Annotated in this window: 13 protein-coding genes; 1 reads left to right on the forward strand and 12 read right to left on the reverse strand. The window is 39.2% G+C overall.

The annotated features are described in order from the left end of the window. Positions 1-24: 24 nt before the first annotated feature. The 3 genes from MMB68_RS16615 to nei form a co-directional block, all read right to left on the reverse strand. Positions 25-1,404 (reverse strand): DUF6612 family protein, encoded by a 1,380-nt coding sequence (locus tag MMB68_RS16615; protein ID WP_208732714.1) that lies wholly within the window; start codon positions 1,402-1,404, stop codon positions 25-27. Positions 1,405-1,619: 215 nt separating this feature from the next. Beyond that, complete coding sequence (locus MMB68_RS16620; protein ID WP_014461415.1) at positions 1,620-1,997, reverse strand: FAS1-like dehydratase domain-containing protein; 378 nt, start codon at positions 1,995-1,997, stop codon at positions 1,620-1,622. Positions 1,998-2,101: 104 nt separating this feature from the next. Continuing rightward, positions 2,102-2,920 carry an endonuclease VIII gene (gene nei / locus MMB68_RS16625; RefSeq protein ID WP_277549201.1) on the reverse strand — a complete coding sequence of 273 codons (819 nt, stop codon included), beginning with the start codon at positions 2,918-2,920 and terminating at the stop codon, positions 2,102-2,104. 249 nt (positions 2,921-3,169) lie between these two features. Here nei and MMB68_RS16630 point away from each other — a divergent pair, with 249 nt between their 5' ends. Beyond that, positions 3,170-4,171, forward strand: a complete 1,002-nt coding sequence (locus MMB68_RS16630; RefSeq protein ID WP_014461417.1) for a DUF3231 family protein — start codon at positions 3,170-3,172, stop codon at positions 4,169-4,171. 26 nt (positions 4,172-4,197) lie between these two features. On the opposite strand, the gene MMB68_RS16635 is transcribed toward MMB68_RS16630, so the two are convergent. The 9 genes from MMB68_RS16635 to MMB68_RS16675 all read right to left on the reverse strand — a co-directional run bounded on the left by MMB68_RS16635 (position 4,198) and on the right by MMB68_RS16675 (position 15,049). After that, positions 4,198-5,214 (reverse strand): FecCD family ABC transporter permease, encoded by a 1,017-nt coding sequence (locus MMB68_RS16635; RefSeq protein WP_115653127.1) that lies wholly within the window; start codon positions 5,212-5,214, stop codon positions 4,198-4,200. A gap of 6 nt (positions 5,215-5,220) precedes the next feature. Beyond that, entirely contained in the window at positions 5,221-6,255 is a 1,035-nt protein-coding gene (locus MMB68_RS16640) for a FecCD family ABC transporter permease (RefSeq protein WP_277549202.1), read from the reverse strand. Positions 6,256-6,334: 79 nt separating this feature from the next. Beyond that, positions 6,335-7,279, reverse strand: coding sequence for an ABC transporter substrate-binding protein (locus MMB68_RS16645; RefSeq protein ID WP_028412138.1), 945 nt, complete (start codon positions 7,277-7,279; stop codon positions 6,335-6,337). A gap of 302 nt (positions 7,280-7,581) precedes the next feature. Then, positions 7,582-8,769 (reverse strand): acyl-CoA dehydrogenase family protein, encoded by a 1,188-nt coding sequence (locus tag MMB68_RS16650; protein ID WP_221780494.1) that lies wholly within the window; start codon positions 8,767-8,769, stop codon positions 7,582-7,584. A 15-nt stretch (positions 8,770-8,784) separates the two neighbouring features. After that, positions 8,785-9,918 (reverse strand): FMNH2-dependent alkanesulfonate monooxygenase, encoded by a 1,134-nt coding sequence (gene ssuD, locus MMB68_RS16655; protein WP_115653125.1) that lies wholly within the window; start codon positions 9,916-9,918, stop codon positions 8,785-8,787. A gap of 107 nt (positions 9,919-10,025) precedes the next feature. Next, positions 10,026-11,207 (reverse strand): acyl-CoA dehydrogenase family protein, encoded by a 1,182-nt coding sequence (locus MMB68_RS16660; protein ID WP_277549203.1) that lies wholly within the window; start codon positions 11,205-11,207, stop codon positions 10,026-10,028. Further along, positions 11,204-12,589, reverse strand: a complete 1,386-nt coding sequence (locus tag MMB68_RS16665) for an LLM class flavin-dependent oxidoreductase (RefSeq protein WP_042992311.1) — start codon at positions 12,587-12,589, stop codon at positions 11,204-11,206. Before MMB68_RS16665 ends, MMB68_RS16660 begins: the two co-directional genes overlap by 4 nt. Positions 12,590-12,896: 307 nt before the next feature. After that, on the reverse strand, positions 12,897-13,553 hold the full coding sequence (locus MMB68_RS16670; RefSeq protein ID WP_277549232.1) for an HAD family hydrolase: 657 nt from the start codon (positions 13,551-13,553) through the stop codon (positions 12,897-12,899). 116 nt (positions 13,554-13,669) lie between these two features. Next, the gene (locus tag MMB68_RS16675; RefSeq protein WP_014461429.1) at positions 13,670-15,049 is read right to left on the reverse strand and encodes an APC family permease; all 1,380 of its coding nucleotides are present in this window, start codon (positions 15,047-15,049) and stop codon (positions 13,670-13,672) included. Between the last annotated feature and the right edge of the window lie 298 nt (positions 15,050-15,347).

The raw sequence follows: 15,347 nt of genomic DNA on the forward strand, positions 1-15,347 counted from the left end.
GCTGAAATCTTTTTCTATGTCTATTTATGATTGTTGAGCAAATGTTAACAGATACTCATCTTGCATTAAAACTTCGTAATCTTTTTCACCATTTCTTATAACGTGTACAGGGACTGTTTTTGCCGGAAGTAATTCAACTGGCTCACGATAGCGTTTTGCTACTCCGTTAATAAGTTCGTTTACTAACTGCTCGTTACTCAGCTCACCCGCCTGATATTTTTCTGCAAGTGGTGTCATGACTTCCGCTAATACACTTGCATCGTTAAATCCTTGAATTTCGACTTGTACAACGTACGCATCATCTTCAGCACTATACGCTGCATCTTTAATGTTATATTTTGTAGATGAAAGAGCTTTTAGAAAAGCGCTGCTTACTTCGTTTAACTGCTCATCGGTTATATTTGAGCTCAATGATGATAAAGCACCTTTAAAATTCGTTTCAAAAAACTCTACAAACGAACTCTTTTGGAACTCCCCTTTTTCTTTTACCTGCTTCTTATCTTGCTGATTCGGATGTTTAGCAACAAATTGATCTGTATTTTGATAAACAGTTGCTTGAATTAAAGCATCCACGTATTGTCCCGCTTCCTTGGCATAGGCAGCTTGCTTTTCTTTACTTGGCGTTTCGGTGCTGCTATCTTTAGAAGCAGCAGCGGATTTTGCTTCCACTTTTGGTTTTGTTACATTGTCTAATTGATTATATGTATACGTATACGTTTGCTTAGACTTTGAATTTTCTGTTTTTCCGTCTACTTTAACTGAATACGACTGTTTTTTCTCTACTTTCTTTACTTGCTTCGTTTCTTTATCAATTGTCACAACAAGTGAAAAATCTTTTCCTTTAATTTGATCAAGATCCACAGCAGTATCGCTGCCTTGATTTGTTATTTTATAATAAGCTTTAGCATCATCTGCTACAATTTTTTGCTTTTTGTCTTTGTCTCCGTTGAATGTTAATACATACTCTTTGTCTTTCTCGGTAACGTCAAATTCATTTGGAAGATTTTTATCATATTTTTGATAGTAGCGTATTGGATTTTGTTGAAGCTCCATAGCATTATTAATTAAAGCCGTAACGTACTTTTTTTCTTCTCCCTGTACTTTTGTGCTTTCTTCTCCAGCCACAGCTAACGTTTCATCTCCGTCATGATACATCTTTAGTTCTTCGCCGTTCATTCTTGTGTTAATGTAACCTGCTTTGCTTTTAAAATCAAACTCTTGTACTCCGTTGACTTTGTAATCAGAGGATCCTTCTTCTTTCCCAGTGACTTTCACTTGGACATTTTTCACCTTTTCTTGTGCTTCTTTCACGTCACCCGTTAATTCCTCTGAAGACGGCATCCCACATGCCGAAAGCAATAGAGCGAATGATAGTGCTAAGCCTGTATTCATTATTTTTTTCATGTAAGAAACTCCTTTTTAAATATTTTCCAAAATTAAGAATCTATGTACTTAGTAAATACACATTTTTACCATTTATGAAACTCAACTTTACTAATTTACCATATTTACATTTAAATGGTAAATTACAAAAGAAGGAAAATGAACAGCAAAAAAAGTCACGAACCCGTGACTTTTCTAACCATATTCATAACTCACATTTTGTTAACGCTTTCAATTTAATCTCGAATAATTCCATTACTTGTCCCTATCAGTACTTCTTTACCTTGTTGATTTCGATACACTGATTTGATTTTCACTTTTTGAAAACCATCTGCTTTTTCTACTTCAGTTAATACGCATTCACAGGTAATCGTATCTCCTGCAAAAACTGGACGAAGAAATTCACTCACCATTTCTCTTGCAATGTAGTTTAAGTCTCCCCCTATTTTTGTCCCAATACTAGCAGTCATAAGTCCATGCACCATTAGCCGCCCTTTTTCGTCACGTTCTATATGATGTTTGCCCCGGTCTCCAGTCATCTCCGCAAACTGCATGATTTCTTCCTCTTGAAACGTTCTTTGCCACGTAAATGTATCTCCTGCTTTACATTCCATCTTATCCCTCCCCTTAAGATCATGACTTTACTTTTTAACTATATCACAAAAATGAACGTTCATTCATTTCCGCATCAAAAAAATAGCAGAATCAATATATCCTGCTATTTTTGACAAGTAGGACAGTAATAAAGTCTTCTAGAAGCAGCTTGGACTTTTAGAATAGACGTGCCGTCAATTCGGCAAGCTTCTCCTTCACGGTTAAAAACCCAGTGGCGGTATTCAGAGCGCTTTTGGCCTTTCTTTTTTAACGTTTCAGCAAGCTCTACGTCATTTGTAATGCCACCTGTTTCATAGGACTGTTTTACAAGAGAAATGGTTGCTTCAGCTGCCTTTTTAAGCTGTTCTTCCGTGCAGTCTACTGGACGAGCTGCAGGATTAATTCCCGCTACAAATAGAATTTCACTGCGCAAATAATTTCCAATCCCCGCTATAAAGCTTTGGTCTAGCAGTAGCGATGCCCACTTTCTACGATAAAAAGGTTTAGAATAAAAACGATCTAAAAGCTCACCTTCCGTTACTTCTTCACTTAAGATATCAGGACCAACCCTTGATACAAAAGGATGAGCTGGAACTTCTTCATCACGCAATACTTCAATATCAGAAGCGCTATAAAGCAGCGCTGATTTTTTTTCATTATGAATTGCAAGGCGCAGCTGTCTGTTTGTAGATGGATAATTGTAAGATGAACGAACATACCATTTTCCATAAAGCTGATTATGTGAGTAAATGGTATAGCCGTTGTCAAAACGAATAAGCATAGCCTTTCCTTTTGTATCTACTCTCTCAATACGAGCTCCTGTCAATACTTCTTCATAATGTTGCAAAGATGGAAAAGCAAACCATACCTCGCGAACGGGAAGACCGATAATCGCTTTTTCCACTTCGTCGGCTGCTCGTCTAATTTCTGGACCTTCTGGCATATAATGAAACTCCTTTCTTGCCTAACTTTCTTCATTTATTATTTCGGTTTTATTTCTGCTTTGCAAGAAAGAAGCGGTTGAGCTCTTCTTTTCCTAAAAGAACCTTTAAATTATGCATGAAGGTTACTCTTATAATAAAATGTTGATACCTTTTTTTACTTTCTATAGTGTTTATCTTACTTCCTTTGACTTATACTAGTTAATAACCTTTTAGAAACTTGTTAATTATCTATATATGAGGAGTTTATTATGAACAATCAATCATTTTCTCCACTGTCAGCCGCCGAGATGGCTGTTATTTGGAAGCAATATATGAACGATAAAGCAATTTCTTGTATGCTTAAACATTTTCTGTATCATGTAGACGATTTGGATATTCAAAAAGCGATTCAAGGTACACTGCACATCACAACCAAAAACAGTGATGCGCTCACTGCTATCTTTTTAAAAGAAAATATGCCAATTCCGCTTGGCTTCGGAGACGAAGACGTTGATGCTGAAGCACCAAAGTTGTTCTCGGACTCCTTTTATTTGCTTTATTTGAAGCATATTTCAAATGTCCTTCTGCTGTCAGCAACTACGGGCGTCGATGTTGCCGCAAGAAATGATGTACGGTCTTTTTTTCGCAGCTTGCTGCTAAAAGCGGAAAAGCTCAATCAAACGATTACAGATTTGCTGTTAGAAAAACAAATCTTTATAGAGCTTCCTCCTATTCCGATTGCAGATGCGTCTGATATGAACGACAAAGAACTCTTTCTAGGGAGCTATTTTGATGAAAAGCGCCCGTTAACCGTCATTGAAATTTCTCATATCGTATCAAGTATACAGACGAATTTGATTGCAAAAGATTTAATTTTAGGATTTGCTCAAATAGCTCCTTCTCAGGACATTCAGGCTTTTTTATTAAAGGGTAGAGAACTTGTGCAGCAGCATATTGAATCCCTGTCACAACCGCTGATGGTAGAAAACATACCGGTCACAATGAAGTGGGATTACGGAGTAGAAAAGTCTTCCGTTCCTCCATTTTCAGAAAAACTCATGATGTTTCACCTAGCCGCGATGATTACTGAAAATGTACGTGGATACGGGCTGGCGATGTCAACGAGCCCGCGTTTAGATCTCGCGTTAAATTATACAAACTTCACAACTGAAATTTTGGAATATGCCAAAGAAGTATCAAGAATAAGTATTGAACAAGGATGGCTAGAAGAGCCTCCGCATATTCCATTCCCAAAAATTCATTTGGAATAAAAATAAGCTCGCGCTAAAGCGCGAGCTTATTTTTTAGATTCTCTCCACAATAAATAAAGAAAATACGGAGCGCCGATAATGCCAATGATTAATCCGGCCGGAATTTCAATCGGAGGAGCAATTCCTCGCCCAATTAAATCTGCTGCTAGTACAAACAAAGCGCCAAGTAAAGCGGCTGTAGGAATTAGTTGTTTATGTCTCGGTCCCACTAACCGTTTGGCCACATGAGGAATAATAAGCCCTACAAAGCCAATAGTGCCAACAACCGACACAACAGCAGCCGTCATTGCCACTGCGCTTGCTAGTAATACTAGACGAATTAACTCTACTCTAGCCCCTAGTCCTCGAGCCACTTCATCACCTAAATGAATTAAATCTAACCGAGCAGCTAACAGCCAAATCAGCGGTACTAGTATAACGACCCACGGAAGTAAACCAATCAATTGATCCCATGTTCTTCCCCATAAGCTGCCGCTCAGCCAAATGAGTGCCGCATTGACGTTTGGATTTGCTTTTGAAATTAACAAGTGAATACCCGATGAACAAAAAGCGCTGACTGCTACACCTATTAATGCAAATCGAATAGGTTCTACTCCTTTTTTATAAGCAAGCAAATAGACGATTACAAAGACAATAGAGCCTCCTGCAAACGCAGCGACTGATAAAACAGACGGGCTTGCTAAAGGCAGTAAAATAGTGACTGCAACAGCAGCTAACCCTGATCCGCTTGAAAGACCTAATGTATCTGGACTGGCGAGCGGATTTCTCATAATAGACTGTACGACGACTCCGGACACAGCTAGGCCGATTCCCGTTAAAATAGCCAGCAAAATACGAGGCAGGCGAAATTCTACCAAAATAGACGTCAAGTCAGGATCGCCAATGCCAATAAAAGACGTAATAATATCTAATGGCGGTATGTTAATGTCTCCTAAGCTAAGGCTTATCACGCTTAGCGCTATAATTAAGACAGAAAGAATGATAAACAGGCCGACAGACTTGAATCGAGATGGCTGCTTTTTTGTTTTATTGACAGTCTGCATATATACTCATGCCTTCCTTTCTGTTTTTTTGCTTCTCGCCAAGTAAATAAAGTACGGTGTTCCAAGCAATGCTGTTACTGCACCTACAGGGGTCTCATACGGATATGTAATAAATCGCGACAATACGTCTGCTAATAGCAATAAAGATGCACCAAGCAGCGCGCTCATTGGCAAAACAACTCGGTAATCTACACCTATTAAATAACGAACCATATGCGGAACAACAAGCCCTACAAAGCCAATGGGACCCGCAATTGCCACAGAAACACCTGCTAATACAATCACAACAACTGCAGTGAACGCTCTAATGGCAAAGACTCGCTGCCCGAGTCCTCTAGCTACATCATCTCCTAAAGATAACAAAGAAGACGCTCTTCCCAGACCAAACGCAATAAGCAGACCCACAATGCTAAAAGGAAGCAACACGTGAACATGTCCCCAATCCCGCCCAATAACTGAGCCGGTGAGCCAAAACATAACGCCTTCTGTTTTGCTTTCATTAAAAATTAACAGCGTTTGCGTAAGAGACATAAGCATACCTTGTATAGCGACACCCGTTAAAGCAAGCTTTACATCGCTGTCTCCTCCTTTAATCAACGAACTCATGACGTAGACAATAACAGCAGCAAAGGCGCCTCCTAAAAATGCTCCAAATACCCCACCAATCATGCTTACACTCGGAACTAAAACCGTTAAAAATACCATTGCCGCTGATGCCCCAGCATTAATACCAAAAATACCAGGAGAAGCTAATGGGTTTCTAGTTAATGCTTGCATCAACGCTCCGGCGACAGCCAAATTAGCGCCAACAAATGCCGTTACCAATAAGCGAGGCAGACGGACAGTTTGAATAATAGATTGTTCTTTTGATCCGTCAAAATTTAGTATAGCTTGCTTAATCGTTCCAAAAGAAATATGTATAGAACCGATGGAAATAGATAAAAACATAGAAATCAGTAAAAGAATAATAACCGCAAGGAAAATAGCTATTATACGAAGTGGAGATTTGTTTCTTTTGGATAAACCGTGAACAGCTTTCATAATAGACTGCGCCTCCTTTCATTTGAAAGTTCAATAAAAAGAAAAAAACAACCCCGCTGGATTGTTCTTTTCTTCGTTATTATTTGCCTTCAAATAATAACTTTTCTGCTTCATCTGCAATACCATTTGCACCTTGTACACTTCGGCGAAGAGACCATTTAAATACATCAACTTCATACACTTGATTGTTTTTAACCGCTTTTAGCTCTTTCCATAATGGCTGTTTTGCTAAAGGCGTATGACCTTTTTCATTTCGCATAACAATGAGTTTGTCCGGATCTGCTTTTACCAGCTGTTCCATTGTCATTTTTACACTGTACTCTTTTGTAGGATCTGTTAATGCATTTTTGAAGCCTAATTGCTCAAGAACACCCGTTGTAAAGAAATTTGAAGTTCTAGCATTAATATTACCATTTGCATCAGCGATAACAAGTACATTGCCCGGATTTTTTGGTGCTTTTGCTTTTAAATCCTTCATTTTTTGCTTATGCTCTTCTACCACTTTTTCAACTTTTGCTTTCTTGCCAACCGCTTCTCCTACTTTTAACTCCGTATTTAGTAAATCATCGTAATTAGCATTTAAGTTTTTTAACTCAATCGTTGGCGCGATTTTTGATAATTCTTTATATACATTTTTATGACGTTCTGAATCAGCGATAATCAAATCTGGCTTCAACAGTTTAATCGATTCCAAGCTTGGCTGTGCTCGCGTGCCAACTGATTTGTATCCTTTAATTTCTTTTAGTACATCTTTATCAATAAGCTGTTCTGCTTTATCATCATCAGCTACTCCTACAGGTTTAATCCCAGCATCTAACAATGCATCAATAAAACCTAACTCTAATACGACTACTCGCTTTGGATTTTCTTTTACTTTTGTCTCTCCAAGCTCATGTTTAACCACTCTTGTTTTTTCATTTTTTTCATCGGCTGAATTTTCCTTGTTCGTGCTGCTGCAGCCGATAAGCATTCCGATTGCCAGCATTGTAATAAAAGCCAGCAGTCCTATTTTTTTCTTATTCAAATGTCATTCCTCCTGCTTGTATCTTTATGTAGATAATTGACTCTTGAAACTGATAATCGTTATCATTATATCAGTTTTATCTATTTAAACAAGCTGATTCGTTATTTTTTAATTAAAAAAGTTATACCTATTCTAGTAAAAAAGAAATAGCTACATAATGAAATCCACCCAATCAACAGCTAGAAGCAACTCAATATAAGAAACCTACGTTCACTCTAACCATGAAAAAATCCGAACGATTCATCGTTCGGATCTTCCTTCAATTAAAATACTTTTGTCCCAGCCTCTTTTTAGCAGACTTTCTATGAATATGGGGTAATCGGCGGCAGTTCACTGCTAAGATACCATTTACCTATGTCACGCAGCTTGTAAGCAACAGGATCGTGTAAGCTAATTGTTCGTGCGTTACGCCAGTAGCGATCAAATTTATACTGATCAGACGTAGCTCTAGCCCCCATCCCATCAAATATAGTGGAAGTAATATGTAAGGCCGTTTTGGCAGTAAATGTTTTAGCCATCGCAATGGCGACTCCGCACTCGCCCCGCTGCTGTTTCGTTAACGCGTCTTCTTTTTTCCATGCATGATTAAATTCTGCAACAGCTTTTTCGATAAGTGCTGAACAAGCATGAAGATTTAAACTCATTTCACCGTATTGCTGAATAATATAAGGATCTTGCTCTGCTGCTTCAACATCTGAACTTAGCCACGGTTTTGTATGAGCCTTCACGTAAGCTTTTGATTCTTCCAAAGCGCCTTGAGCAATACCGTACAATAAGTGAGTGAGCATAAGCTGAGCCAAATGCGTTCGTACCGTAGGAAAAACCTTTTGCTCTTCAGCTGCTTTATGCAATATTTCTTCTTCATACACGATAACACCTTCAAACTTTACGCTTCCGCTATCCGTTTGGCGCTGTCCAAATCCGTCCCAATTATCTTCAGTAACAATTCCGGCTCTATGAGTAGGAAGTACACATAGCAATACCTCACCGTTTTCTTCTTGAGCCGATACTAACAAACGATCGGAATCCGTTGCCCCAGAACAAAAACTCTTGCTTCCGCTGAGCATTAATCGTCCATTTTCTCGAACTGCTTTCAGCCCCGAATCTCTAGGATTAAAGGCATTGCCCCAAAAAAGCTGCTGAGCTGCCGTTTCTTTGTAAAAAGTTTTGTACTGCTGAGTACTTCCAAACAGAAACGTCGAACAAATCGTCAAATAATGATAACCCAACAAGTGTGCAAGTGAACTATCTGCTTTCGCAATGATATTCACGATTTTAAAAACAATCGGCCAGTCGGCTCCATAACCTCCGTATTCCTTAGGAATTGGGAGGGCTAAAAGACCGCTTTTTCTAAGCAGATTACGCTCATGTAGAGGCGTTCCGCCTTCTCTATCTCTTTTTACAGCAGTTTTGGAAAACTCTTTAGCCAACCGGTTAGCCAATTCAAGGATCTTTTCTTGAGACGCTGCAATCGTTTGGGTATTGTTCACTGTTTCCCTCCTTTCTCACCTTTTAGCCGGTGTTTTATCATTCACTTTCACTTCACCAAATGGACTGATAAATGTGCGCTCGTTCTCATCGTGCTTACGCTTAACTGGAAGCCTTGGAAACAAAAGCTCTGCTGTTCGATATGCTTCTTCTAAATGAGGATACCCGGATAAAATAAATGTTTCGATACCTAACTCTGCATATTCTTTGATTCGTTGTGCCACTGTATCAGCATCTCCTACTAAAGCAGTCCCTGCTCCTCCTCGAACTAACCCTACACCAGCCCATAGATTAGGGCTTACCTCTAAGTTTGAACGGTCGCCTTGATGCAAGGCGCTCATACGTTTTTGACCTTCTGAATCCATTCGAGAAAATACTTTTTGGGCTGATTTAACGGCTTCTTCATCAACATGTTGAATCAGTTCATCTGCCGCTTTCCAGGCTTGTTCTTCAGTTTCACGAACAATGACATGAAGCCTGATGCCAAATCGAATTTCTCTTCCTGTCTGCCTGGCTTTTTCTTTCATTCGTTCAATTTTTTCTTTTACTTGTGCAGGAGGCTCTCCCCAAGTCAAATAGACGTCTATATGCCTTGAGGCAACGTCCATCGCTACAGGAGAAGAGCCTCCAAAATAAAGGGGAGGATACGGTTTTTGGATCGGCGGATAAAGTACGTCTCCACCTTTAACACTCAAGTAGTCTCCGTCGAAGTGAACATCCGATTCATTTAATACCCTTCTCCATATGGTTAAAAATTCATCTGTCAGCTCATAGCGATCGTGATGGTTTAAAAACACTCCGTCTCCTTCTAACTCAACGGGATCTCCTCCTGCTACAACATTAATAAGAAGCCTTCCTTTAGAAAATCGGTCAAATGTTGCAGCCATTCTTGCGGCTTGTGTAGGCGACATTAAACCCGGGCGTACTGCTACTAAAAACTTCAGATTGTCAGTGACGGGCACTAAAGTAGATGCAGCAATCCACGCGTCTTCACATGACTTTCCCGTCGGAAGCAAGACCCCGCTATAGCCTAGCTCATCCGCAGCTTGTGCAACTTGTTTGCAATAAGAATAGCTTGCAGCCCTGGCTCCTTCATGGCTTCCTAAATAACGTCCATCCCCATACGTTGGAATAAACCAAAACAACTCCACTTGTATTCGCCCCTTTTTAAAGCTACATAAAAAAACTCCGTTATTACAAATAAACTGCAATAAGGAGCCTCAGTTGTCTGATAGCTTCATTTTTTACTATTTTTAAATCAAGCATACGGATTAGGTGTAGGGTACTGCTGATTCAACACCCAGTCCCCAACCGTTCGAAGCTTGTATTCAGCTGGATTATGAAGAGTATGAGTTCTTACATTACGCCAGAATCGGTCGTATCCGTATTCAGCATGAACCGAACGCGCTCCCATAACTTCAAATATCTTACTTGTGATATCCAGTGCGGCATTACCAGCAAAAACATTGGCAGCCGCTACGTGAACTGCTAGATTTCCACGTTCTTCTTCCGTTAGTTTTTTGCCTTTTCCCCACGCTTCATCCAATATGAGAGCTGCTTCATCTGCAAGTGCACTGGCTGCTTTCGCTTGAATCCAGAGTTCACCGTATTTTCGCAGTATACCTGGATCATCCGAAGCTTTTTTTACTCCTGATGTTAACCAAGGCCTTGTTTTAGAAGCCGTGTAGTTTTGTGCTTCTTCAATTGCTCCAAAAGCGCTTCCTATAAAGACATTCGTTAAAATAATTTGCGACAGCGAGGCTCCAATAGTTGAAAAAGGAGTAGGATTTTCAACAAAATCTTGAACCACTTCATGTTCTTCTATTCGTACATTTTTAAAATCTACATTTCCACTTCCCGTCTGTCTTTGTCCCATCGCATTCCAATCATCTTTGACGGTAATGCCTGTTCTGTCAGTAGGCACGACTCCGTTTAAATATTGCCCCGTTTCCCTGTCATTAAACGATAGCCACAAGTACTGAGAATCAGGTGAACCAGAACCGAAAGCTTTCGTTCCATTTAATAGATAACCTTGTGATTGCTTATCGCCTTTTAGACTTTCTACTAAAGGATTAGAGGCATTTCCCCAAAAAGCTTGCTGCTGAACAGATAAAGGATAAAAATAGGCCTGCTGTTCTTCTGTACCTTTGATTCGGATATCTGAGACAAACAAGGAGTGATAGCCATATAAGTGACCTAATGCTGCATCGCCTTTCGCCAACTCTCGAACAATAGCCAAAGCCGTTGACCATTTCCCGCCTTCTCCGCCATATTTTTGAGGAATTAATAAATTTAACAGCCCGCTTTGGCGAATAGCATCTTTTTGCTGTTTCGGTGTTCCCCCTTCTTTATCTCTTTGTGCTGCATCCTTTGCAAAAGAAACGGACAGCTTTTTTGCTTGATCAAGATAAATTTCTTCCTTTACAGTGGTCACAGTCATGTTAAACTCTCCTTTTGGCTCGTCTTTCGATATCGAGCGCCATAGTGTTCATCAGGCAAGAATTGTGATTTTTCAAATAGCTTTTCTCTATAAGTTCCTTCACTGTAATCCGTTTTGAATAAATCTCTTTCCTGCAAAACAGGAATCACTAAATCAATAAAATCAGCAAACGTCCCCGGTGTGGTTACATAAGCCATATTAAACCCATCCATGCCCGTATCGTTTATCCATTCTTCCATAAAATCAGCTACTTGTTCTGGACTCCCCACAGTAACTGGGCCCATCCCTCCGATACTGACAAATTTCACTACTTCTTCTACCGTCCACTTTCTATCCGGATCACTTATTGTAAATTTCTCTAAAGCGGAACGGACTGAATTTGTCGCAATAAATTCAATGAGTTGTTCTGGTTCGTAGGCAGAAACATCGATTCCCGTCCAGCCGCTAAACAGCGTAGCTGCCCCTTCAAAATTCACATAGCTTTCAAAACGAGCAAGCTTCTCTTCAGCCTCTTTTTCTGTTCGTCCAACAATTGGGGTAAATAAATTAAAAATTAATACGCTATCTGGGTCTCTGCCCTCTGCAGCAATTTGAGTGCGCATTTTTTTCACATAATCTGAGGCTACTTTTTTAGTAGGAAAACTTGTAAAGATACATTCAGCGTGTTTGGCAGCAAATTCTCTTCCTGGTGCAGAAGCTCCTGCTTGGAATAAAACTGGAGTTCGCTGCGGTGAAGGTTCTGACAAATGTACGCCTGGAACACTAAACCACTTCCCTTTATGATTAATAGGATGAACCCGGTCTGGAAGTGTAAAGATCCCTTTTTCTTTATCTTTTACAACAGCTCCTTCCTCCCAACTTCCTTCCCATAACTTATAGCAGACTTCTAAAAATTCATCGGCAATATCATAGCGGGTTTCATGCGTAAAGTGTTCTTCTAATCCTAGATTGATTGATCCACTTTCAAGGTATGAAGTCACAATATTCCATGCAATACGGCCATTTGTTAAATGATCCAATGTCGAAAATTTACGCGCAAACGCATAAGGCTTCTCATAAGTAGTAGATACCGTTACCCCAAACCCTAAATGGTTTGTAGCATACGCCATAGCGGAAATAAGCGCAGTTGGTTCATTCACGGGAAGCTGAGCAGCTTGTTTAAGAGCTCCTTCGTTACTTTGCCTATAAACGTCATAAATGCCTAATACATCGGCTAAAAACAAACCGTCAAACTTTCCTTTTTCCAATAGCTTAGCTAACTCTACCCAGTAATCTAACGTTTTATATTCGGACGCCTGATCACTTGGGTACGTCCACAAACCAGGTGTCTGATGTACAACACAATTCATATCAAACGCATTTAAATAAATATGTTTCCCCATAGCAACCTCCAAAACTAATTAAATACATAAATTAACTAAGAATTAAATCTGTTTGGAAGTAATCTTAAAACATATTCTTCCAGAGTGTCAATGAAACTTCTTGCCTTATAACGAAACATAAATGAAGCTATTACTAATACTGAATTAGGATTTCTTTAAAGGTTATTGACTTATTATTCTAATAACTAAAAAGCATTACGACGGTGTCTATAACCCTGTAGATAATCCTTTTGATTTGACTGAAGAAGCAGTAAAACAATAAAAAAAAGCGGTACATTTTCTTTTGGAAAATGTGCCGCTTTTAGCTTTAGTCTTCAATACAAAGATACTGAATCACTTCTTTTAAACTTTTCTCTTTCATCGATTCGATATGTAAGTGATATCTTTCGAATGACAGGTGTTTAGTTAACGGATTTGGTACAATTACACAGCGCAAGCCTGCTGCCATGGCAGCTTTTGCTCCATTAGAAGAATCTTCAAATGCTAAAGCTTCAGAGGGTTCTACTCCTAGCTTTTCAATTGCATTTTGGTAAAGAGCCGGATCTGGCTTCACTTTTTCTACATCATCGCGCGTTTGAATGACTTCAAAATAGTGCAGCAAATCTAGCTCTTTTAAAAATGCCGTTACCCAGTCGCGATACGAGCTGCTTGCTAAACCAATTTTTAATCCAAGTTCTTTTGCTTCTGCCAAGTACTCTGCTACACCTTCTCGGGCTACTAATGATTTCATTTTTTCTTGATGACGTCTTAACGATTCTTGAGCCAGTTCCTCTTTCGTGAACTCATTGTTAAACTGCTGAAGCAAGTAATCGTAAAGTGCCGTAGCATCCGTTCCCACATAAGAAGCAAACGTTGCAATTGGTAGATCTACTCCTTTGTCTTCTAACATTTCGCGGTACACTTCGTACCACACTGATTCTGTATCAATAATTAACCCATCAAAATCAAATACAACTGCTTTAATCATAATTTACCTACCTTTTTCTATCTTATCGTTCTTACATAGTAACACGTTCAAAATACGTAATCCATAAATGTGGCTTCTTTAATAAGATAGGCTTAAACAGGTAGTTTCTATCCTTACTTTTCTCCGACTTTCATCAAAGGTGACATTTCTTCTGTTTCCTTAAACTCAATGGAAGACAGCTGTCTTCTAAAACCTTTCGTTGCATACACTAAATAAACTAAACCGGCAATCGCCCAGCCAATACCAAGTAAAAATGAATTGCGCTCCAAGTTAAGCCATAAAACGCCAATCGCCGCTGCTCCTAATAGTGGCATAATAATGTATGACCAAAAACCCTTAGCCGACCGGTGCTGCTTTTGATGAACAGCATAGTGCGCAATAACCGAAATATTAACAAAAGAAAACGCAATGAGTGCTCCAAAATTAATAAATGACGTAGCCGTTGCCAGACTAAAGAAAATGGCAGTTGCTGATACCACTCCGACTAATACAATATTTCGCGAAGGTGTACGCAGCTTAGGATGAACATAACCAAAAAATGACTGAGGTAAAATTCGGTCGCGTCCCATTACGTATAATAAACGCGAAACGCTTGCATGCGATGACATGCCTGATGATAATGTTCCTGCAATTCCTCCAGCTAAAAAGACAATTTGAAACAGCGTACCGCTCACATACATAGCAATTTCAGGAGCCGCAGCGTCTGGATGCTTGAATCCTTCTAACGTCGGAAAAACCGCTTGAATAAAATAAGATGTCACGGTAAACATGACTCCTCCGATTAACGCAACTAAAAAAATAGCTCGCGGAATCGTTTTTTTAGGATTGGGCGTTTCTTCTGATAACATAGCCACTGCATCAAACCCTAAATAGGAAAAACACATAAGTGTAGCTCCTGCTATTAGCCCTGATGACGTCATGTTCTGATTAAAGAAGGGCTTCATAGAAAAAAGTGTTCCTTCCCCCATTCCGCCTAGCAAGGCTTTGATTGAAACAGCAACAAACAATACTAAAATCGTCATTTGAAATACAACAAGAAACGTATTGAAATTGGCAGTGAAATTAACGCTTCGTAAATTTAGCAGCGTAACGATAATAACGAAGCTGACAACCCAAATCCACGATGGTACAGAAGGGAAAATAGATGATAAATAAATTTGAAAAATAAGTGCGTTAACCATCGGTAAAAAGAGATAATCCATTAGTGCAGACCAGCCAACTAAGAACCCTAAATGTGGATTGATTGTCTTTTGCGTATATGTATAAGCTGATCCTGCATTTGGAAACACTTGAATCATCTTTTTGTAGCTTACTGCCGTGAGAAGCATCCCGACAAGGGCTATGATATAAGACGTGGGAACGTGTCCATTCGTCATATCAGACGCAATCCCAAACGTATCAAACACTACCATCGGAGTCATATATCCGATCCCCATTAATACAATCTGCCATAATTTCAACGACCTTTTTAATGTTACTGTTTCATGTTTCATTTATCTTCCCCCTTCACTTTATTAAGAACATTCTGACAATTTAATCCATAAATGCATATGATTTAATTTCTTTATATAAAAATGAATGACTTTCATTCATTTTTATATAAAGGGTTGTTACGTTTACTATAGCAAATATATGATTTATTTCTTTAAGTTGGTAAGGGTTGCTAACAAACTATCTTTTTCTTTTATCATATTATGAAAGCGCTTTATTTTAAATAGCTATATGTTCCTAATCTCCTGCTATATCAACGCAGAAATACCCTCTGAATAAGAGGGATTTCTGCTTACAAGC

Origin of the sequence: Priestia sp. Y58 (genome assembly GCF_029522095.1) — a bacterium.
Taxonomy (GTDB): domain Bacteria; phylum Bacillota; class Bacilli; order Bacillales; family Bacillaceae_H; genus Priestia; species Priestia megaterium_E.